At 43.9% G+C, this 23,304-nt stretch carries 21 protein-coding genes and 2 tRNA genes; 18 read left to right on the top strand and 5 right to left on the bottom strand.

All coding sequences use genetic code 11. The features are described 5' to 3' along the window. The first annotated feature begins 212 nt into the window (after positions 1-212). A complete protein-coding gene (locus GO495_RS13445) occupies positions 213-782 on the top strand; it encodes a hypothetical protein (RefSeq protein ID WP_157300226.1) in 570 nt (189 codons plus the stop codon). A gap of 507 nt (positions 783-1,289) precedes the next feature. Here the strand turns inward: GO495_RS13445 and GO495_RS13440 are convergent. Further along, positions 1,290-1,363 (bottom strand) — tRNA-His (locus GO495_RS13440). 90 nt (positions 1,364-1,453) lie between these two features. Between GO495_RS13440 and GO495_RS13435 the strand changes: the two genes are divergently transcribed. Then, positions 1,454-1,891: a DUF445 domain-containing protein gene (locus GO495_RS13435; RefSeq protein ID WP_157300225.1), complete on the top strand. Its 438-nt coding sequence runs from the start codon at positions 1,454-1,456 to the stop codon at positions 1,889-1,891. 63 nt (positions 1,892-1,954) lie between these two features. Continuing rightward, the gene (locus GO495_RS13430) at positions 1,955-4,378 is read left to right on the top strand and encodes a TonB-dependent receptor (protein ID WP_157300224.1); all 2,424 of its coding nucleotides are present in this window, start codon (positions 1,955-1,957) and stop codon (positions 4,376-4,378) included. Here the strand turns inward: GO495_RS13430 and GO495_RS13425 are convergent. Next, positions 4,373-5,029 carry a protein-L-isoaspartate(D-aspartate) O-methyltransferase gene (locus GO495_RS13425; RefSeq protein WP_157300223.1) on the bottom strand — a complete coding sequence of 219 codons (657 nt, stop codon included), beginning with the start codon at positions 5,027-5,029 and terminating at the stop codon, positions 4,373-4,375. The two genes, GO495_RS13430 and GO495_RS13425, sit on opposite strands and share 6 nt — an antisense overlap. Positions 5,030-5,203: 174 nt before the next feature. On the opposite strand from GO495_RS13425, the gene GO495_RS13420 reads away from it, so the two are divergent. Both GO495_RS13420 and GO495_RS13415 read left to right on the top strand, forming a co-directional pair. Further along, the gene (locus GO495_RS13420) at positions 5,204-6,928 is read left to right on the top strand and encodes a phospho-sugar mutase (protein WP_157300222.1); all 1,725 of its coding nucleotides are present in this window, start codon (positions 5,204-5,206) and stop codon (positions 6,926-6,928) included. Positions 6,929-6,989: 61 nt separating this feature from the next. Beyond that, a complete protein-coding gene (locus tag GO495_RS13415) occupies positions 6,990-7,907 on the top strand; it encodes a DUF2279 domain-containing protein (protein WP_157300221.1) in 918 nt (305 codons plus the stop codon). On the opposite strand, the gene GO495_RS13410 is transcribed toward GO495_RS13415, so the two are convergent. After that, a complete protein-coding gene (locus tag GO495_RS13410; RefSeq protein ID WP_157300220.1) occupies positions 7,904-8,401 on the bottom strand; it encodes a phosphoribosyltransferase family protein in 498 nt (165 codons plus the stop codon). The two genes, GO495_RS13415 and GO495_RS13410, sit on opposite strands and share 4 nt — an antisense overlap. Positions 8,402-8,480: 79 nt before the next feature. On the opposite strand from GO495_RS13410, the gene GO495_RS13405 reads away from it, so the two are divergent. The 5 genes from GO495_RS13405 to GO495_RS13385 all read left to right on the top strand — a co-directional run bounded on the left by GO495_RS13405 (position 8,481) and on the right by GO495_RS13385 (position 12,816). After that, a complete protein-coding gene (locus tag GO495_RS13405) occupies positions 8,481-9,788 on the top strand; it encodes a 4Fe-4S dicluster domain-containing protein (RefSeq protein ID WP_157300219.1) in 1,308 nt (435 codons plus the stop codon). A 12-nt stretch (positions 9,789-9,800) separates the two neighbouring features. Next, a complete protein-coding gene (locus tag GO495_RS13400; RefSeq protein WP_157300218.1) occupies positions 9,801-10,580 on the top strand; it encodes a (Fe-S)-binding protein in 780 nt (259 codons plus the stop codon). Positions 10,581-10,602: 22 nt separating this feature from the next. Next, positions 10,603-10,675, top strand: a tRNA-Gly gene (locus tag GO495_RS13395). Between the two features lie 93 nt (positions 10,676-10,768). Next, positions 10,769-11,899 (top strand): hypothetical protein, encoded by a 1,131-nt coding sequence (locus GO495_RS13390; protein ID WP_157300217.1) that lies wholly within the window; start codon positions 10,769-10,771, stop codon positions 11,897-11,899. 107 nt (positions 11,900-12,006) lie between these two features. Then, a complete protein-coding gene (locus GO495_RS13385; protein ID WP_157300216.1) occupies positions 12,007-12,816 on the top strand; it encodes a DUF922 domain-containing protein in 810 nt (269 codons plus the stop codon). Positions 12,817-12,821: 5 nt separating this feature from the next. Here the strand turns inward: GO495_RS13385 and GO495_RS13380 are convergent, their stop codons facing one another. After that, positions 12,822-13,313 carry a lysozyme gene (locus GO495_RS13380; RefSeq protein WP_157300214.1) on the bottom strand — a complete coding sequence of 164 codons (492 nt, stop codon included), beginning with the start codon at positions 13,311-13,313 and terminating at the stop codon, positions 12,822-12,824. 127 nt (positions 13,314-13,440) lie between these two features. On the opposite strand from GO495_RS13380, the gene GO495_RS13375 reads away from it, so the two are divergent. The 3 genes from GO495_RS13375 (at position 13,441) to GO495_RS13365 (ending at position 17,285) form a co-directional block, all read left to right on the top strand. Next, positions 13,441-15,423 (top strand): SGNH/GDSL hydrolase family protein, encoded by a 1,983-nt coding sequence (locus tag GO495_RS13375; RefSeq protein ID WP_157300213.1) that lies wholly within the window; start codon positions 13,441-13,443, stop codon positions 15,421-15,423. A gap of 138 nt (positions 15,424-15,561) precedes the next feature. Continuing rightward, on the top strand, positions 15,562-16,758 hold the full coding sequence (locus GO495_RS13370; RefSeq protein ID WP_157300211.1) for a glycosyltransferase family 87 protein: 1,197 nt from the start codon (positions 15,562-15,564) through the stop codon (positions 16,756-16,758). Between the two features lie 20 nt (positions 16,759-16,778). Continuing rightward, positions 16,779-17,285 (top strand): hypothetical protein, encoded by a 507-nt coding sequence (locus GO495_RS13365; RefSeq protein ID WP_157300198.1) that lies wholly within the window; start codon positions 16,779-16,781, stop codon positions 17,283-17,285. A gap of 294 nt (positions 17,286-17,579) precedes the next feature. Here the strand turns inward: GO495_RS13365 and GO495_RS13360 are convergent, their stop codons facing one another. Beyond that, positions 17,580-18,473 carry a FecR family protein gene (locus GO495_RS13360; RefSeq protein WP_157300196.1) on the bottom strand — a complete coding sequence of 298 codons (894 nt, stop codon included), beginning with the start codon at positions 18,471-18,473 and terminating at the stop codon, positions 17,580-17,582. 155 nt (positions 18,474-18,628) lie between these two features. Here GO495_RS13360 and GO495_RS13355 point away from each other — a divergent pair, with 155 nt between their 5' ends. The 5 genes from GO495_RS13355 (at position 18,629) to GO495_RS13335 (ending at position 23,302) form a co-directional block, all read left to right on the top strand. Then, complete coding sequence (locus GO495_RS13355; RefSeq protein WP_157300195.1) at positions 18,629-18,883, top strand: hypothetical protein; 255 nt, start codon at positions 18,629-18,631, stop codon at positions 18,881-18,883. Between the two features lie 280 nt (positions 18,884-19,163). Next, entirely contained in the window at positions 19,164-19,916 is a 753-nt protein-coding gene (locus tag GO495_RS13350) for a sensor histidine kinase (protein ID WP_157300194.1), read from the top strand. Continuing rightward, positions 19,900-20,556 (top strand): response regulator transcription factor, encoded by a 657-nt coding sequence (locus GO495_RS13345; protein ID WP_157300193.1) that lies wholly within the window; start codon positions 19,900-19,902, stop codon positions 20,554-20,556. Before GO495_RS13350 ends, GO495_RS13345 begins: the two co-directional genes overlap by 17 nt. Positions 20,557-20,571: 15 nt before the next feature. Beyond that, positions 20,572-21,984 (top strand): tRNA (N6-isopentenyl adenosine(37)-C2)-methylthiotransferase MiaB, encoded by a 1,413-nt coding sequence (miaB, locus tag GO495_RS13340; protein WP_157300192.1) that lies wholly within the window; start codon positions 20,572-20,574, stop codon positions 21,982-21,984. Between the two features lie 70 nt (positions 21,985-22,054). Then, a complete protein-coding gene (locus GO495_RS13335; protein WP_157300191.1) occupies positions 22,055-23,302 on the top strand; it encodes a sigma-54 interaction domain-containing protein in 1,248 nt (415 codons plus the stop codon). Positions 23,303-23,304 lie beyond the last annotated feature (2 nt).

Here is a 23,304-nt window from a genome sequence, read left to right as displayed (position 1 = left end):
TGTAATCCCCAAAACTTAGTCGAGATGAAATTTTCTAATACTATGAATAGTGTCAAATATGTTTAGGCAGAACCAACTACATGTTGTTTAGAACCTGACCCAAACATGTCGACTTCCCTGATGTTAATTTCCAAATGCAACATTCCGACAATTAGAAGAGCATGAACATTATTTACTATATTTAAAATTGATTATCACTCATTTTAACTCTAATGATAAAGCTGAAATTTGGAAATCTGGAAATTGAAATATATGACGATCCAACATTCTCGCTCCTTTCGACAGACAATTCGCGTAATTATTTCAGGCACTATTTGGGCAGCGGAGCGTTAGATTTTCCAGTTTCCCAACATGGAATTAGGATATCAAATAATGATATTGAAATTAATAATTGTATTATTATTGGCTCAGGAGGAGCAACAGGAATCAATAAAAATTCTGCGCTCCTGGATACGGATAAAGTACTGATTTGCTGCTGTAATACGGTATTTTGTTTATCTGTTCCAGACCTGGAATTACTTTGGCAAACCCAGGCTGATATTGCCACATGCTTTGGTATACATAAGTTGGACAATGATTATCTCGTTCATGGAGAGCTGGAGGTTTCGAGAATTGATAGCTTCGGTAAAATCAAATGGCAATTTAGCGGTATGGATATTTGGGTTTCCCTGGAAAACCAAGATTCATTTACAATTACTTCTGATTCCATTCAAATCTTTGACTTTTGCAATAACAAGTATAGAATCGATTTTAATGGTAAGTTATTGACGCCTATACAATAAGCTGTTTGCCAAATTTCATTTACATTTTCGAATATTGAGGCTCAGCAAATACCTACATTTTCTAACCATAAGTCAACAATATACCTACTAAAGTCCAGCATTGACTAACAAAAAAGCCTTCAAGCTCAATGACTTGAAGGCCTTGCGATAAAATGCGGGCCAAGAGTGATTCGAACTATGTTCACTTCACTACTTTATTTGAAATAGTCACGATTTAAGTTGATACTTATATTATCCATTCCTCCCCTTACCAAACTAAAATAATATATTAAGCAGCGAAAGAGTATCTCAAATGCTCTATTTATCAATCTTAATACATTCAATATGAAAAAGTAAGAACCTCCTAAATGCAAATTAAAAGAATCCGAAGATTTGCCAATGGACATAGAATCAGAACAAGAAGGAAATCCCAGGTTAAAAAACCAGCAATGAAATTGATTCCTCTCAAACGCTTAAGTATACGCATAAAAAAAGGTAACCTTTTACAGTTACCTTTCCTTTTTTCAGGGTGATCGAAGGGTTTCGAACCCTCGACCCTCAGAACCACAATCTGATGCTCTAACCAACTGAGCTACGACCACCGTTTGTTTGGGAGTGCAAAGATAAATAAATTCATTTTCAATTTCCAAATTTTTTCACATTTCTTTGCTTAGTTTTTTAACAATGCTATTATGAATCCATATCTAATACCATTTATCGCCGCTTTCATTGGCTGGTTCGCAAACTGGTTAACCATCAAATTGCTGTTGCTTAACAGGAAACAACTGATAAATGAACAAATCCGCAGCAAGCTCACCTCTCCGGAAAATATTCGAAGCATATTACCGGTAGTAGAAACCCATATGGACATCTTCCTCAAAGAAAAGCTCCCGGAAGCCATGCCAGTATTTAAAATGTTCATCGGAGAAAGCACCACCCAACAGGTGAAAAATGTACTGATGAAAGAGCTGGATAGCATGTTCCCCATGATCATTGACCAATACCTCCGAAATATAGACGCAGAAAGCCTTATCCCGGTAAAAATCAAAAAACTCTTCCCCATAGCCGGCGCTGCATTAGGTTTTCTGTTAGGACTGCTGTTCATAATTCTTTCACACCATTCATCATGAAATGGCAATTCTTTACAATATGGAGTGATACTTTTATAACAGGTCTCAACAATTAAACCCTTTATGCGGAAATGTCTGTTATTGGTATCAGCACTCCTTAGTCTGTACTATGTCTCTGTGGCTCAAACAGTTAAACTCTCAGGGAAGGCTATGGACGCTATTACCGGCAAACCGGTAGAATACGCTTCTGTGGTGTTACTGAAAGAAGACTCCACAGTATTGACAGGCATGTATACCCTGGCAGACGGCAGTTTCACATTTACACCACCAGCAGGCAAATACATCCTCCGTATCACCTTCATGGGTTATAATAAACTGGAAAGACCGGTCAGTTCCAATAAACCACTGATAGGTACATTGAAATTACAGCCGGCAGGCAAAGTCCTGGCTACCGTAGAGGTGAAATCCGAGAAACCAGCCTTTTCCATGCAAATAGACCGGGAAGTATATGACGCCGGCGCCATCCTCACCGCAGATGGCGGTACCGGCACAGACGTGCTTAAAAACATCCCCAGCGTAGACGTAGACATCGACGATAACATCACCCTCCGCGGTAAAAGCGTGACCATCTACGTTGATGGCAAACCCTCTCCTTTCGGGGACGCTAAAACCGCCCTGCAGATGATTCCTGCTGAGACTATAGACCGGGTGGAAGTGATCAACAACCCTTCCGCTAAATATGAAGCACAAGGCGGCGGTGGTATTATCAACATCGTTTTAAAAAGGGATAAAGCGATCGGCTATAATGTAATGTTCAATGCGGGCGTGGCCACCAGAGGACAACTCAACGGTTCTGCGAATGCCAGCCTGCGTATCCGCAGATTTAATTTCTTCGGGAATTATAATGGCAGATATGAAAGCCAGGCGGGTAGCGGGTTCAGCTATCGTCAAAATCTCATTGCCGATACTTCCAATACTTCTTTCTTCTCCCAGGATAGTCATAATAAGAATAGCAATCATTCCAATGGAGGCCGTTTAGGGCTCGATTTTTACCTGGATGATTATAATACCTTCACCCTTACTGAAGGACTCACCAGCAGCCTCGGAAACAGTGCAGATCAGATCTTTCTCGATTACCAGGATCAACAGAAACTTTCATTAAAATCCGGTCAGCGGAATAACGGGAGTAATTATAATAATCCCAATAATAACACCAGCTTCAACTTCCGCCATACCACCGACCGCCCTAATGAAGAATGGACGGCTTACGTGAGTTATAGCGATAACAAAAGCAATAATAACAGCAATTACAATACAAAATACAGCACCGAACCCTTCCCGGAGCTACAGGTAAACAAAACCATCTCCCAGAATAAATTCTGGAATATTCAATCGGATTATACCACACCGGTAGGGAAAAAAGGAAAGTTCGAAGCGGGGGCTAAAGCCACTTTAAGGAATAATAATAACGACTATAACGCACAGATATTCAACGATACTACACAAACATTTGAAAAGAGTAACGACCTCTCCAATACCTATTACTACAAAGAAGATATCTATGGAGGATACGCTAACTTTTCCAATGCCATTGGCAATCTGGGCTACCAGGTGGGTGTAAGAGCGGAACAGGCTGTGCTGAACGGCTTCTCCTACACAAAGAATTCAGCGGTGAAGAATAATTTCTTTAATGTCTTCCCCAGCGTATTCTTTAAATATAACCTTCCCCATAGCCAGGACCAAAGCCTGATATTCAACTTCTCTACCCGTGTGGACAGGCCCGGCTTTGACCAGCTACTGCCTTACACCAATAACTCCGATCCGCAGAATATCCGTACAGGTAATCCGGACCTGAAACCTTCTCTTACCCACAAATATGAGATGAACTACTCCAGGTATTTCCCGCATTCCAGAGATTACCTGAATACCGGTGTGTATTACTCCCAGGCAAACGATGATATAGACCGTATCAGCACACTGGATACGACTACAGGCGTTACCACCACCAAACCTATGAACCTGGCGACAGACAAAGACTGGGGTGCTAACTTCACATACAATCTTCACATTGTGGAAGCATGGAATGTCTCTACCAACCTCAATCTGGAATACAGCAAGCTCACAGGAGGGAATATCAATAATGAGAACTTCTCCTATGGCATCACCGTCAATAGCACCGTACGCCTGCCCCATAAATTCAATGTGCAGATGAACGGGCATTACCGTGCACCCAGGGTAACACCCCAGGGAAGTTTCAAAGCCATGAACGGCATAGACCTCGGTTTCCGCAAGGAGTTCCTGAAGAACAATGCCATGGCCATCTCCCTCAATATCTCAGATGTGCTGAACACACAAAAGTTCAGTACCCATTACGAAACAGCGTCTTTCATTCAAGACTACTCCCGTAAAAGGACCACCCGTTTTATCAGGATCAATATCCGCTACCGTTTTGGTAAAATGGACCCTAATATGTTCAAAAAGAAGAAAAAACCTGAAGAAACGGAGGAACCGGCCGAGGAAAGAAGGCCGGTAGATAACTCTTTATGAGTTTTTCCCCGCTAACATAGGCACAAAAGAAAAGTTGTCGAACATCTCCTGGTCAAACTCCGTATCACTCATTTTAGTAATCCGAAGCATCCGCTGTACGTCCTGTCCGCCTACAGGGATCACCATCTTACCGCCTACCTTCATCTGCTGAAGAAGCTTTTCAGGTATCTGCGGAGCAGCAGCCGTCACCAGTACTTTGTCAAAGGGCGCATAGGTAGGAAGCCCCTCATAACCATCTCCGTAAAAGAATTTGATGGTAGAATATTTTGTCTTAAATGGAAACAGTTTCACCTTGTCGAACAGCTTTTTCTGCCTTTCAATAGTGAATAAATTGACCTTCAGTTCTCCCAATACACATGCCTGGTAAGCACTACCCGTACCTATCTCCAGTACCTTTTCATAAGGTTTAAGTTCAAGCAGTTGTGATTGATAAGCAACAGTATAGGGCTGGGATATCGTCTGCCCTTCTCCTATCGGGAAGGCCCTGTCTTCATAGGCAATGCCTTCAAATGCCGTATCCAGAAAATAATGCCTGGGAATGTTGCCAATAGCCGTTAATACATTTTCATCTGTAATTCCTTTTTGCCGGATAGTTTCTACTAGTTGTCTGCGCAATCCTTTTTGCTTATAGGAATCTTCGTAAAGCCTCATAAGCGCAAAATTAACCATTACACCCCATTTTCAATAATGTGTGGAATACTTCTATTTATCAACATCTTGGTTTAATAATTGCTGACTTCTCTGCCGGGCTTTTCATTAAATCCATATTTTAGCATATTTTACACACTTGTTTCTGACTCAATTAGAAGACAAACAAATCGTTCTATGGACAAGAATATAGAAAACAAGGTATCACAGTGGCTGAACGGCCAGTTTGATGCAGATACCGTAGCCGCAATAAAGAAATTGCAGCAGGATAACCCCGATGAACTGGCAGACGCCTTTTACCGTAACCTCGAATTTGGCACCGGTGGCTTAAGAGGAGTAATGGGCGTAGGTACCAACCGTATGAACAAATACACGGTGGGTATGGCTACCCAGGGATTCGCCAACTACCTGAAACAGGCATTTAAAGGCGAAGTGAAGATCGCTATCGCACACGACAGCCGTAATAACAGCCGCTTCTTTGCCGAAGTTGCTGCGAATGTAATGGGCGCAAATGGTATCAAAGTATACCTTTTCGAACACCTCCGCCCTACCCCGGAACTGTCTTTCGCCATCCGTCACCTGCATTGCCAGGGCGGTATCGTTCTGACAGCTTCCCATAATCCTAAAGAATATAACGGTTATAAGGCCTACTGGAACGATGGGGCCCAGCTCATCCCTCCTCATGATAAAAACGTAATCCTCGAAGTGGAAAAGATTTCCGCAGTGGATGAAGTGAAATGGAGCGGCGGAGAAGCCAATATCATCCCTATCGAAAAAGAAGTGGATGAGGCTTACCTGAAGGTTTTACAGGACCTGAGCATCCAGCCGGACGTGATCAAAGCGCAGCACGACCTTAAAATAGTATACACGCCTATTCATGGTACAGGTATCACCCTGGTGCCTGAGATCCTGAAACGCTATGGCTTCACCAACGTACACGTGGTGGAAGAACAGGCTACTCCGGATGGCAATTTCCCTACCGTCGTATATCCTAACCCGGAAGAAGCAGAGGCGATGAGCATGGGTCTTAAAAAAGCCAAAGAACTCGATGCCGCTATTTTACTGGGTACCGATCCGGATTCCGACCGTGTAGGCATCGCAGTGAAAGATATAAAAGGTGAATGGACATTACTGAATGGTAACCAGACAGCCGTACTACTGTTCAATTATATCATCGAAGGCCGTCGCAACAAAGGACTGGCAGGAGCTACCGACTACGTATGTAAAACCGTCGTTACTTCAGACCTGATCGATGTATTCGCTGCCCGTAACAATGTAAAATGTTACAACGTACTGACCGGCTTTAAATGGATCGCTGACCTGATCCATAAAAAAGAAGGAAAAGAGCAGTTCATCTGCGGTGGTGAAGAGTCTTATGGTTATATGATCGGTGATAATGTACGTGATAAAGATGCGATCGCATCCGTAGCGCTCATCTGCGAAATGGCTGCTTCTGCACTTAACGGGGGCAGATCACTATACGAACAGTTAATTGATATCTACGTAAAATACGGTTACTACAAAGAAAACCTGATCTCCATTACCAAAAAGGGCATGAAAGGCGCCGATGAGATTGCAGATATGATGCGTGGTTACAGGGAAAATCCTCCTGCCACCATCAACGGATCACCGGTAGTTACGATTTACGATTATCAGCTGCAAAAGGTGAAATCACTGAAAACCGGTGAGGAACAACCTATTGATCTGCCTAAATCCAACGTATTGCAGTTTATACTGGAAGATGGTACCAAGATCTCTGCCCGTCCTTCCGGTACGGAACCTAAGATCAAGTTCTATTTCAGTGTAAATCAGCAGTTAGAAAGCGCTGCCGGCTTTGATGCCGCTACCCAGGCACTCGATCAGAAGATCCAGCAGATTATAAAAGATATGAAGTTGAAATAATACATTATAATATATCTAACTTTGATCCCGGTACATATACAAGTACCGGGATTTTTATTACATGAGATATCTGGCCACAACCTGCTTATTCGTACTGTACCTGCTACCTGTCCAGGCGCAAAGGCAGCCTGTTGATACTGTTGTAAAGTCCAGGATCATCCTCATGAGTGGTATTACTGCCGGCTTATATGGCAGTTCTTTAGCAGCGCTGAACGATGCCTGGTACAGGCAATATCCCCGGGCCGGCTTCCATTTTTTCAACGATGACGGCGAATGGTTGCAGATGGATAAAATGGGGCACGTATACAGCGCTTATATGGAAGGGAAGTTAAGTCGTGAGTTATGGCGTTATACCGGACTTCCCAGAAAACAACAGATCTGGATAGGGGGATTGAGCGGATTTACTTACCAGTCGGTCATAGAAGTACTGGACGCTTATTCTTCCGAATGGGGATTTTCATGGGGAGATATGACAGCCAACGCAGCAGGCGCGGCATTGATGATCAGCCAGGAACTGGCCTGGGATGAACAACGGATACAGGTAAAATTCTCTTCTTTTCCCATTCACTACAGGGACCCCGCGGTACAGGCACGTGCCAGGGAATTATTTGGGAAAAGCCTGCCGGAAAGGACTTTAAAGGATTATAATGCGCAAACGTACTGGTTGTCTGTTAACCTGCATTCCTTTGGTGCGGATGTTCCTGCCTGGTTGAATATGGCTGTTGGTTATGGAGCGGACGGGATGTTAAAGGGTGATAATAACAGCTGGGAAGATAATAACGGCATTCAGCATAATTATAGCTATATCCGGCGTACGCGCCAGTTTTATTTATCTCCGGATATCGATTTCACGAAGATACCTACACGTAAAAAAGGGGTGAAAGCGTTGTTCCAGGTACTTAACATGCTCAAATTCCCTGCTCCTGCCCTTGAGTTAACCTCGCAGGGCAGGTTAAAAGGTCATTTTATCTGTTTTTAAATCAGGTAAGCCGATTTGATCTCCTCTCCTTCCACATCTACCATTACCATATCCTGTGGCATAGTGGACAGTGAATAACCCACAAAGTCAACGGATAAAGGGAAAGATTTATGTTTACGGTCTACCAGTACCGCACTCTGGATCTTCTTGGGAAGGAATTCCAGTAAAGGTTTCAGTGCATACAGCATGGTACGGCCGGAATGTGCCACGTCATCTATTAGCACGATCACTTTGCCATTAAAATCCAGTTTTTCAGATACCTCTACTGTATCCGGATGTGATTTATCCAGTTTCAGCTCTATCAGTTTGATTTTCAAAGGAGAGATCCGTTGCAGGATACGGGCTATCTTCTGGGCCATGATAGACCCTCTGTCCCATATACCTGCCAGGATGATTTCCTCTTCATCGCTGTTGTGTTCATATATTTCGTAAGCAATACGCTCTATCTTCTTCTCTATCACATCCTGCGTAAGGATCACATTCTTTGTTTCCATATTGGTTATTTGAAAGGGTAAAAGTATGGAAAATGTTTTTTACTTAGATTGCTGTAAATTACAAAGTCAAATCTGGTGTATGCATATTATTCAGGAGCTTTTGTTTGTAATAGCCTTCGGACTGGCAGTATACCTTTTCTCCCGGAAAGCGGGGCAGATCAGGCGGAATATACTGTCGGGGCGTGACGTACAGCTAAACGATGAACCGGCCCTGCGCTGGAAGAACGTGTTATTACTGGCTTTCGGGCAGAAAAAGATGTTCCGTAAGCCACTGGTAGCCGTACTGCACTTCTTCGTATATGCGGGCTTTGTCATTATCAACCTCGAGATCCTGGAGATCATCCTGGATGGTATCCTTGGTAAACACCGCCTCTTTACCCCTGTATTGGGAGGCTTATACCCCGTATTGATAGGCTGTTTTGAAATCCTGGCAGTCCTGGTGATCTTCGGTTGTGCGGTATTCCTTATCCGCAGGAATATCATTAAAGTGAAACGTCTGAACCAGCATGAGCTGGACGGATGGCCACGTTCCGATGCCAACTACATCCTCATTACAGAGATTGTACTGATGCTGCTGTTCCTTACAATGAACACGGCAGACCAGGCGCTGCAAGGCCATAGCCAGGAACATTACATCGCTACAGGGCCTTTCTGGGTCTCCGGGCAGTTCACGTCTATTTTAGGTGGTCTTTCAGATACCACGCTGATAGCTATAGAACGTGGCTGCTGGTGGTTGCATATCCTGGGCATCCTGGCTTTCTTAAATTATCTGCCTTATTCCAAACATCTGCATATCATACTGGCATTCCCGAATGCTTATTACAGTGATCTCCGTCCTAAGGGTAAAATGGAGAACATGCCTGCCGTACAGAAAGAAGTACAGCTGATGCTGCAGCCGGAACTGGCCGGTAGTGAACCGGCATCCGATGTAATGCCTAAATTCGGTGCCAAGGACGTAAATGACCTTACCTGGAAGAACTTACTGGATGCATACAGTTGTACTGAGTGTGGCCGTTGTACGGCTGCCTGTCCGGCTAATATCACCGGAAAGAAGCTCTCTCCCCGTAAGATCATGATGGATACCCGTGACCGTGCCGAGGAAGTAGGTTTATTAGCCAATAAAGAAGATGGCAAATCGTTGCTGCGCGATTATATCAGCGAAGAAGAACTCCGGGCCTGTACGTCCTGTAACGCCTGTGTACAGGAGTGTCCCGTGAGCATCAACCCGCTGCATATCATTTTGCAACTGCGTCGTCACCTTGTGATGGAAGAATCGAGTGCGCCGCAGGAGTGGAATATGATGTTCAGCAATATTGAAAATAACATGGCCCCCTGGAAATTCAGTCCGGACGACAGGGACAAATGGGCTATTGAAATGAATTCCTAAACTGATACGAACATGCAAATAAAAACGATGGCCGAATATGCCGCCGGTGGAGAATCTCCTGAAATCCTTTTTTGGGTGGGATGTGCCGGTAGTTTTGATCAACGTGCGCAAAAGATCACGAAAGCATTTGTTACGATACTGGATAAGGTAGGTGTACGCTTTGCCATTCTTGGCAAGGAAGAAAGCTGTACCGGTGATCCAGCCCGCAGAGCGGGGAATGAGTTCATCTTCCAGATGATGGCACAGAACAACATCATGGTGTTGAATAACTATAACGTAAAAAAGATAGTAACCGCCTGTCCTCATTGCTTCAACACACTCCGCAATGAATACCCTGAGTTAGGCGGTAATTACGAAGTGATCCATCATGCTACCTATCTGCAACAACTCATAGATGCAGGTAAAATAAAAATGAAGGAAGAAGGCTCCTTTAAAGGAAAGAAGATCACTTATCATGATTCCTGTTACCTGGGCCGCGCAAATAATATTTATGAAGCACCCCGCAAAGTGCTCGAAGCCCTTGATGCTGAATTAGTGGAAATGAAGCGTTGCAAAAGCAATGGTTTATGCTGCGGTGCAGGTGGAGCACAGATGTTTAAAGAAGAAGAAAAAGGCAGCACACGTATTAACTTTGAACGTGGCCGGGAAGCGGTAGCTACCGGCGCTTCAGTAATAGCATCCAACTGCCCTTTCTGTATGACCATGCTCTCTGATGGTGTAAAAGAACAAGGCAAAGAAGATAGTGTGAAAGTGTTGGATATTGCAGAACTCATCGCGCAACAAATCGAATAACTTTCTTACATTTGAATCATAAGCGGGAATAGCTCAGTTGGTAGAGCATTAGTTTCCCAAACTAAAGGTCGCGGGTCCGAGTCCCGTTTCCCGCTCAGGTTAAGTCCTCCGGAATGTTTTGTAATCAGCATTTTGGAGGATTTTATTTTTGATGAATTTTTTATTGTAGAACCCCTGATGTTATGCCCATGCCTAAAGATCATAAACAAACCCATTTAAATATTAATCAGAACCGTTCTGTTGCAAATAATTCGGGCCAGTCAGGTATTGCATTGCCAGCTGTCACTCATTCCCGAATGATAAAAGAAAGTGATCCCATGCAAGGTAAATTTGTCATCCAACCACAAAAGGAAGAAGATGAAACGGCACAATTTGTATTACAACGGCTGGAAAAAGAGGAGAAATCATCTTCAGGAGAAAAAATGCCCTTTCAGTTGCAAATAAATAACAGCAGCGGTCCCGTAATTCAAAGAGCTTTAGATGTGAATTTTAAATCTAAAGAGAATACCATTTCACTATCGGCAAGTGGAAGACCAAAATGGGCTGCCCAGGTAACCAAAAACCTAAAACCAAAAGAGGGGGAATCCAGAGGCCATATTATCGAATGGTCTACCAGGTTAAGAGCTTATGTAAATGAGATAAATAAACTTAATAAACAACAACTCCTGGAAAAATTAGGGCTTGGTAAAAGTGCATCGGATAAAGAAATCCAATCATTTATTTATGAGGATTTAAGGAAGATCTATAATGATTTAAACAACCTGAGTATTAATGATACCGGAGAAGATAATGATGAAGGTGGATTAGCAAATACACTGGCACAGCAAATTGATAGAGAAAAAAACAAACAGACAAAAGCTGCGTTACTTAAACAGTTATTCGACCATTCCTTCAATCCGGGGAAAGATAACAAGGGACTGGCCAAATTTGAAGAGTACAAAGTAATATTTGCACAAGCCTGGAATCTTCCTCCGGAAGAGGTAGCCACCTGGTCTAATAAATGGGTAAAAAATCCCGGGAAGATCAATGAAGAAAAAGAACCTGTGAGGGAAAAAGAAGAGATAAATGTTCTTGAAATCGTAAGAAGTATTGGCGATGGGATTGAAGAACTTGGAGTGAAAAAAATGCTATTAGAAAAAGCCGCGGCTGAAAGAATTGTTAGCGTGGAAATATTGGAATCATTGAAAAATGAATATGTCATTGCTGCCAGAAAAATAGCTGAGAAAATTAAGTACTTACTTGAAGAAAATCATATAAAGCCAAACCTTGCTACTCGTATGTTAGATGATCTGGGAAAAACATTACCGACCTTATCATAAAAGTTTATCTTATCCGAATAAAAATCTGTTAAAAAAGGCCATCCCACACGCCTTACACTCCGAATGCCACTATCTTTGTAATGCAATCAGCCGTTAGCAAAGAAAAGATGAAACAATTCCTTTATGCGTTCGCAGTTATCTGCCTTTATTCCTGTACTCCCAAACTGAATCCGGGAATTACAACCAACAGACCGCCACTTGCGGACAGCGCATTTGTATTAGTACTTGATGAGGGAGACCGTTTTCATTTCAGAGATGAAATAGGGACTATCAACTCTGTAGACAATGGTGCCTGCACATATGATGAAGCAATTGACAAACTGAAGCAGATAGCAAGATCAAAAGGAGCTAACCTGGTAAAAATAACTGAGTATAAAAAGCCGGATTATAAAAATAACTGTGACAGGATTACTGCGAAAATATATAAAGTCGATAATGTAAAATCATACGAAACAAAGTTTGAATGGAGCAGTACCCGCAAACTCACATGGGACGATTACAAAGGAACACCTAAACCCGGACAGGACACAAATGTAGCAGCTACAACTTCCTGCAGGCTCGGCTTAAGAATGGAGCCTGGCCCCAATGTGGTAATAACAAATGAATTCATCTGTTATCAAAGCAGCGTAAGACCCACACAAAGAAAACCAGCGCTGCTGGTACATGAACAACTGCATTTCGACCTATGCGAAGTATACGCGAGGAAATTGCGGAAAGAACTGGCTGCTGCTCATCTCACCGTGCAGAATGCAACAGCCGTTTCCGGGAATGCCTTCCTGAAAATGCATACATTATACAAGGAAAGACAGGACCTGTACGATGAAGAAACCAATCACGGACTCGATCCGGAGCCGCAAGCCCGCTGGCAACACGATATTGCAGCAGAATTAGCAGCATTTACGGCATACGCACGCTAAATAGCTTATTCAAAAAACTCCAGCTCTCCAGCCATGTATAAATAGGCTTCTGCCTTCCTTCTCCTTGTTAATCCATCCAGTACTTTACCTCCGGATACATTCCATTTCAGGAACTCGGAAACCACTGTAGGATCTTTGGGATTCAGCTTCACCACTTTCAGCAGCGTGCTGTCTCCCAGCCCTTCGGCAACGCCATTATTATTCAGATCGCTGCCCACATTATACGCAAATGATACCAGGCTGTCGAACTGTTGCTGTTTAAGCACCACTCCTTTCGTCAGTTTGTTTACATCGGCTACAAAGCCTTTTGTAATAGCCGCAAATAATTTATCCGCATTTACCTGCGTGATAATATCCCCTTTTTTAACAGGTTTATCATCTTCATAGAAAGTATTTCCCCAACCAATTGTCCATACACCTTTACTGTCCTGATATGCTGTTAAATGGCATTTCTCGAAATGCTTAATGAGCTTTACGCCTTTATCTCCTAATTCCATATATGTAAAATTAATGCAATAAAAGCATTAATACTCAATTCTCCTATTACCCTTTATCCTTTTTAAGACTTAACATTTATCTTTAAAAGAGTTAAACCCCCACATAAAACAGTTAAACCCACGTATTATGAGTTTTTATCCCCTCGCCTTGCCTGTAACGACTACAGGTAGTTTTGCATTCAGAGACATTACCCCGCATTACCCTCTTTCACCCATCGGCTACGGCGCTCCTGATGCACCTACAGACGTTTCCGCTATTACGTCCGTATGGGGAGAAGTACAGGTCTATGGCGGTGATCCCGTTCAAAGCACTACAAGGTCCGGCAATCTCACAGATTCCCTGGAACTGGACCTGCCCATTTCCGGGAATGAGGCTAACATCATTCAACTGTATTACGGAGAACTGATCTCATTGAAGTTCTCTGTATCGGAAGACAGGCTTACTATTACTACAGAAGAAACAAATTTTGACGGAGTAAAAGGGTTTTCGGCAGAGGATGTATTCCCTGCAAAAATTGACGTTATTGAAGATGGGGTCATCACTTTGCTGACACCATTAGATGGTGCAATGACAAGCGGTACACATCTTTTCCGGTTCTTTAATGTACAGGTAAATATTACACCGGAAACAGTGACAATACCAAAAGCTAAAGCAGCAGAAAGAGTGCCTCCCGCAGCATCTAAACTGGCGATGTCTGCATGGATTACCAACAACGGTTTTAAACTGAAATGGGCAAACGTAGCGGCAGACCTCAGCACAGCGCCTAAATTCGTTGCCATAGGTTCCTCTACTTTCGCAGGCAGCGGCGCATCTGTTTACGCAAACTCCGTGGCGGGTAAATTATCCACTCAACTCAGCACCGGTGTACTTTGTAACAATGCCCTTTCCCTGCAGGACACCAGGAACGGCCTGCCTAACGGCGCAGATCCCGCCGTCCGCGAGAACAGGAACATTTCCATGGCACTGGCGGCCAATCCTACTGCTATCATCATTGCCTTCCCTACCAACGACATCGGTAACGGCCTCACTCCTGCTCAGTTCAGGGATAACATCCTCACCATGTACTCCCTTGCCAGGCAAAGAGGGATCCCTGCTTTTGTGATCTCTCCCCAGCCCCGCACCGGTTATACCGTAGCCCAACAGAATAATCTGTTAACAGCTGCGGCCCTGATCAAAGACGTCATCCCGGTAGAATTTTATGTAGATGTAATGGAGGCGCTCAGAGATCCTAACAGCATTAAACCGGCGGATATCAATCCTATTTATAATGCGGATAACATCCATCCCAATGATGCTGGTCATGCCCTCATGTTTAATATTCTCTGGAACCTTATCAGCACTTATTTCACTGATCCCGTTTACATGTCCTATACGATAGAGACTAGTACCGACGGGGTTTACTGGACTATCTTCGATAGCCTTACCGCTGTCACCCAAACCTATCCCCGCATCAATGGTAATCAGAATGCCTACCGGGTCACAGCTACCAATCCCGGTACCACTCCCAGTGATCCGGTATGGGTATACCAGCCCATCGCCAGTGGTTCAGTAGAACAAACCGTACAGATCGACCTCTCCCTGGACACCGTGATAGCTCCTCCTGCCAGTTGGAACAACTTCGCCGCTCCGGCAGCCGGGCCGGCGCTTAACCAGTCTATGCTACTTATAGACAACCTGGGCGCCGCCAGCGGCATCACCGCTACCGTCACCAAGATCTTCACCGGTGCCAGTGCGGGCGGGGCCAACAGCGGCATTTACCCCCAGCGGGTCATGTCCGACAACTGGTACCTCTCCAGCACCTCCCTGAGCCGGGCACAACTGCAACTCAGCGGACTAATCCCTGGTAACGTATATAACCTGGAATTCACCAGCAGTAAGGATACCACAGTCATAGACAAGATAATCTGCCTGAGCGTCAGCGATGGGACCTCCGTAAACAAAAGAGATTCCCTCTCCTGTACTACAGCTCCCAATACGCCCAACCAATTCGGCATCCATACCCTGGAAGGCATCGTACCAACTCCTTCAGGTACAATGCTGATTGATGTGTATTGTGCCGGTAGCCTATCCTACCTGACAGGGATCGTGCTGAGAAGAATGAGCAATTAAAAAAAGCGGGCCGGTGATAAACACCGGCTCGCTTTAACACTACTTAACACTAAAATCTTAAAAATTATATGAAAATATATACTGATTTTTCTATCATTGTAGCAAAATTGATGTTACTGACCTATGGCGAGCTTATCTATGCAAGAGAATTTTGCAAAAAAACTGTCATTTCCTACACGCTACATTTTCATCTTCTTCGTATTACTGGCAGCAGTAATAGGGGTCGTTTCATGGAGTACTTCACAGGGGTCTGGCCAATACACCCACTATAACAACTATGTCATCTTCAAACATTCTTTTTTCCACCTGATTCACTACCAGGACCTCTACCAGTTATTCCCTGCTGAGAATTACGATCTGTACAAATACAGCCCTTCCTTTGCACTCTGGATGTCTGCATTTGCCTGGATGCCCGATCTGCCAGGGTTAATCTTCTTCAACCTGTTAAACATCATCGTATTAATACTGGCAATACGCACCCTGCCCTTAGACAGAAAACGTCTGAACCTGCTGCTGCTGTTTATCGCCATAGAAACACTGATCTCCCTTACCAGTTCTCAAACCAATGTACTTATCGCCGGTTTGCTGATCCTGGGCTGGCACTTCATGGAAAAAGACAATCCCTGGCTGGCTACATTAATGATAGTGCTTACTTTCTATATCAAGATATTCGGTATCGCAGGACTTCTCATATGCCTGATGTACCCCTCCCGCTGGAAAGCTGCTATGGCCACTATCGTTTGGTTAGTAGTATTGGGACTGATGCCATTGATCGTAGTATCGCCCGCACAGTTATTATTCCTCTATAAAAGCTGGGGAACATTACTGGGCCAGGACCATGGCGTTTCTGTCGGTGTATCTTTATATGGCTGGTGGCATACCTGGTTTGGCTTTGAGATGAATAAACAGATTTTTGTGCTGATAGGCGCCCTGTTGCTCTGTGTCCCTTTAGTACGTTACAGCAACTGGGCACAACCGGCCTTCCGCTTATTTATCCTGTCTTCTATCCTGATATGGGTAGTGATCTTTAATCACAAAGGAGAATCCCCTACTTATATCCTCGCCATGGTGGGTATTGCTATCTGGTATTTCAGCCAGGAGCAACAAAGCAGGCTAAACACCATACTGATTTTACTTGCACTGGTATTTACCTCTTTCTCTTCTACAGATATTATCTTCCCTTATAAACTGGCAGTCGCTTATGTAGAGCCTTATTCAGTAAAGGCTGTCTTCTGCTCCGTTATCTGGGTTAAAATGATCATCGATCTCACCTTATACAAGATAGCATCTGAAGAAGGATACCTGGATACAGGTAGTCTGAGAGTAGCTAACTAAAAATTCGGTAATTTTGCGTCATGACACAGGATTTACATCAATTACTGCCAGCAGACTTTCACCCTGCCTCCAGGGTGTGGATATACCAGAGTAACCGTCCTTTCAACGAACAGGAAGTACTGGAGATCAACGAACAGCTTCACCAGTTCACGGTTCAGTGGCAGGCCCATGGGGCACCGGTAAAGGGTTGGGGACAGCTGCTTTTTAATCAGGTAATTGTGTTGATGGCGGATGAATCTGCTACGATGGTAAGTGGTTGCAGCACCGATAGTTCCGTAAGAATTATCAAAAGCATGGAAAACCAGTATAAAGTGAACTTCTTCGACCGGCTGTTACTGGCCTTCCTGGTAAAAGACAAATTGCAACTGTTACCAATGGCACAACTCACTTATGCCCTTGAAAAAGGCTTTATAGACGAAAACACCATCTACCTGAATAATACGGTATTAACAAAGCAGGATCTGGATCAGAACTGGCTGGTACCCATTAAAGACAGCTGGCTGGCAAAGAAACTCTCACTGGCTTAATATAAAACAGGCTATCAAAAGTATTAGTATACGCTAAAAGGCTCCTGACGGAGCCTTTTATGTTTTGCCGCAAACATATCCGAGGGTGTGTTAGTTACTTTTGAGTTCTGTTTTTTATCATTAATAATCAAAATTGAAATACAAATCCTGAACCCATATTCCAAAGCTACATCAGAGAACTAAACAGTCAGATGCAGTGTATTTATAAGCAACAACATCTGGCAATAACATTCAACCTGCCTGTGTTGAAACATGGAACAGGCATATCTGATAATTGTCCCCGCAGTTATATTTCTACTTCCTACCTGTTACTATACGTATATCCATTGTCTCAGAGAGGATTGCGAGTGCATCCGCCAGTGGCATTTCGCTGAAACGGATAGTTACCTTCCTTTTAAGTGTAGTGGTATCTGCTGTTTTTAACTGTACGTGATAATGGTCAGATAATTCGTCCAGCACCAGTTTTAGCGGTTGATTGTTAAACGCAAGCTCATTGCTGGCCCATCCGCAGCGATATTCATAATTGCCCTCTTTTTTATATGCTTTACCGGTATACTGATCTACGATCCCCATGTTGCCCATGGTAAGTATTACGGCCGATCGTTTTCCTGCCAGGCTTACCTTTCCATCCCATACGGTAACATCCGTACAAATAGGGGTCCTTCTTATATTAAAAGAAGTACCCAGTACTTTTACAGTAGCATTCCCCGCCCTGATCAGAAAAGTGCGTTTTTCATTTTTAACCACTTTAAAGAACGCTTCCCCGTTTTGAAGTTTGATCTCTCTTAGATTATTATAATTTAATACGGTTCCTGGTTTCAGGTATACCCGGGACCCATCGGGTAATAACAAGCTGTCTTTCAGTTCCCCGCTGGCGATATAAGTATGCCATTGCGGTACGGTGGAATGGTAAAACCAATAAGCCATCAGCAGTGGAATTAATACGGCCGCCACTTTCAGCCACCACCAGCGACGGGATACGGGCCTGACCTGCTCCATCAGTGCGTCCCAGCCTTCTTCCTGATCAAATACGGCCACCGGTATCTCCCATATCCGTTTGATATCCTCATAAAGGGAACGGTTATGGGCGGAGGCTGATAACCACTCCTGCAACTGTGCCTGTTGCGTCGTGTTAGCGTCCCCCGAAAGACTGGCGATCACAAAATCCTGAATTGCTGTGTTTTCCATGTGTGTATTTAACTATGACAATCCACATGACCCATACATTGATACGATTACTCAATTTTTTTCCGTATTCCTGAGAAAGCCGTTCCCATCGGCTATTACGAGAGTGAGTAAATTCCGTTGCCCTGTCTTGCTTTTTTCTATTTAAATACTTAATCTTGCAGATATTGAAAAATACCATGATCAAATCCTATCCAATCTCATTTTTTACCAGAGACGATTCTAAAGTGATTGTTGACAAAGTGAATGAAAATGAATATCTATTTACTATTAAGCGGGAAAACGGGGAAAAAGATACACTGACCTGGCGGACTGTACCAGGAGAAATAAGAAAAAGCACTACCCCCAATGAAAAGATTGCCCCTCATCAACAACAGGCGCTGAATGCTTTCTGGGAATTGTACGAATTTTAGTCTGAAATTTCCAATACCACCGATAATACTAATATAATATAAACTGTAATTGATAGTAAATATCAATTTAGCTTATTCATTTACATATAATCCAATGTCTGACAAGACAACTATAAATATATTTCCCCTTTCTAATCTCCTGTAAATAAATCTTTTAAATCTATCCCGGCAAAAGAAGGCAGCAATCCTTTTTTTTAGTAGACTTGCATATAATATTATCGGGACAACATCTTTACTTCTCTCATATTCGGCGTGATTTTACCCCTTCATTCTCTGTACTATGAGCATCTGTCTGTTATCGCACCACATTCCCTCAGCGTATTCGGTAGCTGCCGTAATACCCTTAGTCGTATGGCTTATTATTTTAATCAATCGCGCTAACTTTTACAAAAAAGCTTACCTGCGTCTGCAACACCAGGAACTGGATATCCAGGAAGCGGAAAGGAAAAGGATCGCGGACGATATCCATGATGAAATAGGCAGCAGCCTCGCGGCAATTAAGATCAACCTTCAAAGCCTCCACTACACCTCAGACCTGGATAAGCGAAAGGCCCGCCGTCTGTTGCAACTGGTGGATGAAACCAGTAATAATGTTCGCCGCGCCACACACAACCTGATGCCGCCTATGTTCGGCACAACCCCGCTCACACAAATACTCCAGGAACACTTCGCTAACATCGAAAATGAAAACGGCATCATCTTCCATTGCTGCTGTAATACATATATGCCCTGCTTTGATCCCCGGCAGGAACTCATCATGTACCGCATAGTCATGGAACTTACCTGTAATATCATCCGGCATTCTTACGCCACCGCTGCTACGGTCCAGCTCTTATATTTCCCCACCTACCTGGAAATCCTGGTGGAAGACGATGGGATTGGTCTTCCGGAAAACAGTGATCATACCAGGGGCATTGGATTACAGAGCGTCTACTCCCGCGTAAAGCTGTTGCGTGGAAAGATTAACGTAGATACAGGCCAGTCAGGCACCACATTCATTATAAATATCCCATCAAATGTCATCCCACGTTAAAATTATTATCGCAGACGATCACACCCTTTTCCTCGATGGTATCTGTTCCCTTCTGCAAGAGGAAGAGAATTTACTGATCACACATACCGCTGCTAATGGCAAAGAACTCCTGGACCTCCTTTCCGTTGAACAGCCAGACATCGTGTTGCTGGACATCAATATGCCTTTCATCAACGGACTGGAAGCCACCAAACACATCCGGCAGCTCTACCCCTGTACCCGTATTATCATCCTTTCTTCCTATAATGAACCACACCTCATCTCCCAGGCCCGTAATAACGGCGCCAACGGGTACCTGGTCAAAAACTGTGATAAAGAAGAGCTGATTCATACCATCCGCCTCGTACACGCAGGCGGGGCCAGTTATCCGGGTAAGGTCATTAACTCCGATACCTCTTTCCTCAAGCCTTATAACCTTACCAAACGGGAAATAGAAATTATACAACTGATCAGTAAACAATACACCAATCAGCAAATAGCAGACGAGCTCCACCTTAGTATTTATACCATAGAAACCCATCGTAAAAACATCATGCAAAAGCTGCAACTGAAAACCCCCGCAGCTTTGATCAGGTTTATCCTCACTAACCCATGCCATTCTGTCATTTTCGGATTTTATTGCTTAGTTTTGCTTTCCTAAAATTAGTTGCAAATAATGCTTGATCAGGTTACCAAAGTGCATGATGAAACCCGTCAGGGAGAAGCTTACGGGCCAGAGGCTACTGAAACACAGACTTATACTAAAAAATTCTATATTGAAAGCTATGGTTGCCAGATGAACTTCAACGATAGCGAAATTGTTGCGTCCATACTGAAAGAGGATGGTTTCGGACCTACCCGCAACGTTGAAGATGCCAGTCTCATCCTGCTTAATACCTGCTCTATCAGGGAAAAAGCAGAAGTAACCGTACGTAAACGCCTTACCGAATTCCGTAAACTGAAACAACGTAACCCGGAACTACTGGTAGGTGTGCTGGGATGCATGGCTGAACGCCTGAAATCCAAGCTCATAGAAGAAGAGAAACTGGTAGATATGGTGGTAGGCCCGGATGCTTACCGCACCCTCCCCGCTCTTATAGAAGAAGCCGAAACCGGTCAGAAAACCGTAAACGTGTTACTGAGCCGTGAGGAAACGTATGGAGATATCAACCCTGTAAGACTGGATACCAACGGCGTAACCGCCTTCGTTTCCATTATGAGGGGCTGTAACAACATGTGTTCCTTCTGTGTCGTTCCCTTTACCCGCGGCCGCGAGCGCAGCAGGGATATGGACTCCATTATCAAAGAAGCTACGGATATGTTTAACAGGGGCTACCGAGAGGTAACCCTGCTGGGCCAGAATGTGGACTCCTATTACTGGGTAAGTGAAGATATCACCGTTACCTTCGCCAACCTGCTGGAAAAAGTAGCACAGATCAGCCCTCTCCTGCGTGTACGGTTTAGCACCTCTCACCCTAAAGATATTACAGACGAAGTATTGTTCGTTATAGCTAAGTACGAGAATATCTGCAATTACATCCACCTGCCGGTGCAAAGCGGAAGTACCCGTATCCTCCAACTCATGAACCGTACCTATACCCGGGAATGGTACATGAAAAAGATTGAAAGAATACGGGAAATACTCCCCGACTGTGCACTGTCTACCGACGTGATCACCGGTTTCTGTACAGAAACGGAAGAAGATCACCAGGAGACACTCAGCATGATGGACTATGTCAAATACGACCTGGCCTATATGTTCTTCTACTCAGAACGTCCGGGGACCCTGGCGGCACGCCGTTACCAGGACGATATTCCGGAAGACGTGAAGAGAAGACGACTGGCTGAAGTGGTGGAACTGCACCGCGGACATTCTTTGTTAAGCATGCAGAAAGATGTAGGCAAGACGTTCAAAGTACTGATAGAAGGAACGTCAAAGAGATCTGAAGATCATTTGTTTGGAAGAACAGATCATAATAAGGTGGTGATTTTTCCTAAAGAAGATCATAAAAAAGGCGAATACGTATGGGTGAAGGTAGAGGATTGTACTGCCGGCACCTTATTGGGAACATCGACAGGCAAAGCATAAAAAGATAAATTATTGGATCACTGCTCCTTTTGTTGTTCCTTCGGGCAAAGCAAAAGGATAAAATAAGGATATGGATAATATACAGTCCATTAAAAACAGGTTTGGCATTATAGGAAACTCCCCCGCATTGAACTATGCGCTGCAGGTAGCAATACAGGTGGCTAATACGGATCTTACCGTATTGATCGTGGGAGAAAGCGGCGTTGGTAAAGAAGTGTTTTCCAATATCATCCACTCCCTGAGTGCCCGGAAACATAACCCATTTATTGCCGTTAACTGCGGCGCTATTCCGGAAGGTACCATCGACTCTGAATTATTTGGTCACGAGAAAGGCTCCTTTACCGGTGCGGTAGACAGCCGCAAAGGTTACTTTGAAACCGTAAGCGGCGGTACCATTTTCCTGGATGAGATCGGGGAAATGCCCCTCGGTACCCAGGCCCGTTTATTACGCGTACTGGAAACAGGAGAATATATAAGAGTAGGATCTTCCAAAGTACAGAAAACAGATGTAAGGGTAATTACCGCTACTAACCGCGATCTGCTGGACCATACACAGCAGGGCAAGTTCCGGGAAGACCTCTACTACCGTTTAAATACCGTGCCTATCAGGGTCCCTTCCCTGCGCGACAGAAAAGAGGATATTTACCTGCTGTTCCGCAAATTCTGCGTAGACTTCTCCGAACGCTATAAATCACCTTCTATACAACTGGACGATGAAGCCCGGGATATCCTGGTGAATTACCCCTGGAGAGGTAACGTACGTGAACTGAAGAACATGGCAGAACAGATCTCTGTGCTGACAGTGGATAAACTGGTGAACGCCAAAGAATTAAGACGCTTCTTACCCGAAGTACTGGAAACATCCCGCCTCCCTATGCTGGCCGGACCACATTCCAACGGTAGCAGCGACTTTGCCAGCGAAAGGGATATCCTCTACAAGCTGTTTTTTGATATGAAAAAGGATGTAACGGAATTGAAGAAAATGTTCTTTGATGTCCTCCAGAATCCTAACATCATACACAATAACAACTTCCAGGATAATCATGTAATGCACAACTTCCACCCGCAACAGGAAGTAGTCACCAGCAGTAGTTCTGCCGCATTATCTTCCCCCCAGCCTTTTATCTTACAGGATAATAATAAGATAGACCACCACGAAGAAGTGGAAGAAACACTGTCTATTGCCGACAAGGAAAAAGAACTCATCGTAAAAGCGCTGAAAAAACATAAGGGAAAAAGAAAAGATGCTGCGTTGGATTTAGGTATTTCTGAAAGAACTTTGTACAGGAAACTGAAAGAATACAACATCAACGAATAATG

The sequence above is a fragment of the Chitinophaga oryziterrae genome, assembly GCF_009758125.1.
Classification (GTDB): Bacteria; Bacteroidota; Bacteroidia; order Chitinophagales; family Chitinophagaceae; genus Chitinophaga; species Chitinophaga oryziterrae.
Note: the sequence above shows the minus strand (reverse complement) of the source record. Positions and strands in the feature narration are given on the sequence as shown.

Bases quoted from the DNA above. Each gene is read 5' to 3' on its own strand.
- GO495_RS13380 (WP_157300214.1), bottom strand. From the start codon at position 13,313: ATGGAATTAGGAGATAAAGGCGTAAAGCTCATTAAGCATTTCGAGAAA.
- GO495_RS13360 (WP_157300196.1), bottom strand. From the start codon at position 18,473: ATGGAAAACACAGCAATTCAGGATTTTGTGATCGCCAGTCTTTCGGGG.
- GO495_RS13445 (WP_157300226.1), top strand. From the start codon at position 213: ATGATAAAGCTGAAATTTGGAAATCTGGAAATTGAAATATATGACGAT.
- GO495_RS13335 (WP_157300191.1), top strand. From the start codon at position 22,055: ATGGATAATATACAGTCCATTAAAAACAGGTTTGGCATTATAGGAAAC.
- GO495_RS13430 (WP_157300224.1), top strand. From the start codon at position 1,955: ATGCGGAAATGTCTGTTATTGGTATCAGCACTCCTTAGTCTGTACTAT.
- GO495_RS13405 (WP_157300219.1), top strand. From the start codon at position 8,481: ATGCATATTATTCAGGAGCTTTTGTTTGTAATAGCCTTCGGACTGGCA.
- GO495_RS13400 (WP_157300218.1), top strand. From the start codon at position 9,801: ATGCAAATAAAAACGATGGCCGAATATGCCGCCGGTGGAGAATCTCCT.
- GO495_RS13435 (WP_157300225.1), top strand. From the start codon at position 1,454: ATGAATCCATATCTAATACCATTTATCGCCGCTTTCATTGGCTGGTTC.
- GO495_RS13365 (WP_157300198.1), top strand. From the start codon at position 16,779: ATGACACAGGATTTACATCAATTACTGCCAGCAGACTTTCACCCTGCC.
- GO495_RS13350 (WP_157300194.1), top strand. From the start codon at position 19,164: ATGAGCATCTGTCTGTTATCGCACCACATTCCCTCAGCGTATTCGGTA.
- GO495_RS13420 (WP_157300222.1), top strand. From the start codon at position 5,204: ATGGACAAGAATATAGAAAACAAGGTATCACAGTGGCTGAACGGCCAG.
- GO495_RS13385 (WP_157300216.1), top strand. From the start codon at position 12,007: ATGAAACAATTCCTTTATGCGTTCGCAGTTATCTGCCTTTATTCCTGT.
- miaB (WP_157300192.1), top strand. From the start codon at position 20,572: ATGCTTGATCAGGTTACCAAAGTGCATGATGAAACCCGTCAGGGAGAA.
- GO495_RS13410 (WP_157300220.1), bottom strand. From the start codon at position 8,401: ATGGAAACAAAGAATGTGATCCTTACGCAGGATGTGATAGAGAAGAAG.
- GO495_RS13390 (WP_157300217.1), top strand. From the start codon at position 10,769: ATGCCTAAAGATCATAAACAAACCCATTTAAATATTAATCAGAACCGT.
- GO495_RS13375 (WP_157300213.1), top strand. From the start codon at position 13,441: ATGAGTTTTTATCCCCTCGCCTTGCCTGTAACGACTACAGGTAGTTTT.
- GO495_RS13425 (WP_157300223.1), bottom strand. From the start codon at position 5,029: ATGAGGCTTTACGAAGATTCCTATAAGCAAAAAGGATTGCGCAGACAA.
- GO495_RS13345 (WP_157300193.1), top strand. From the start codon at position 19,900: ATGTCATCCCACGTTAAAATTATTATCGCAGACGATCACACCCTTTTC.
- GO495_RS13415 (WP_157300221.1), top strand. From the start codon at position 6,990: ATGAGATATCTGGCCACAACCTGCTTATTCGTACTGTACCTGCTACCT.
- GO495_RS13370 (WP_157300211.1), top strand. From the start codon at position 15,562: ATGCAAGAGAATTTTGCAAAAAAACTGTCATTTCCTACACGCTACATT.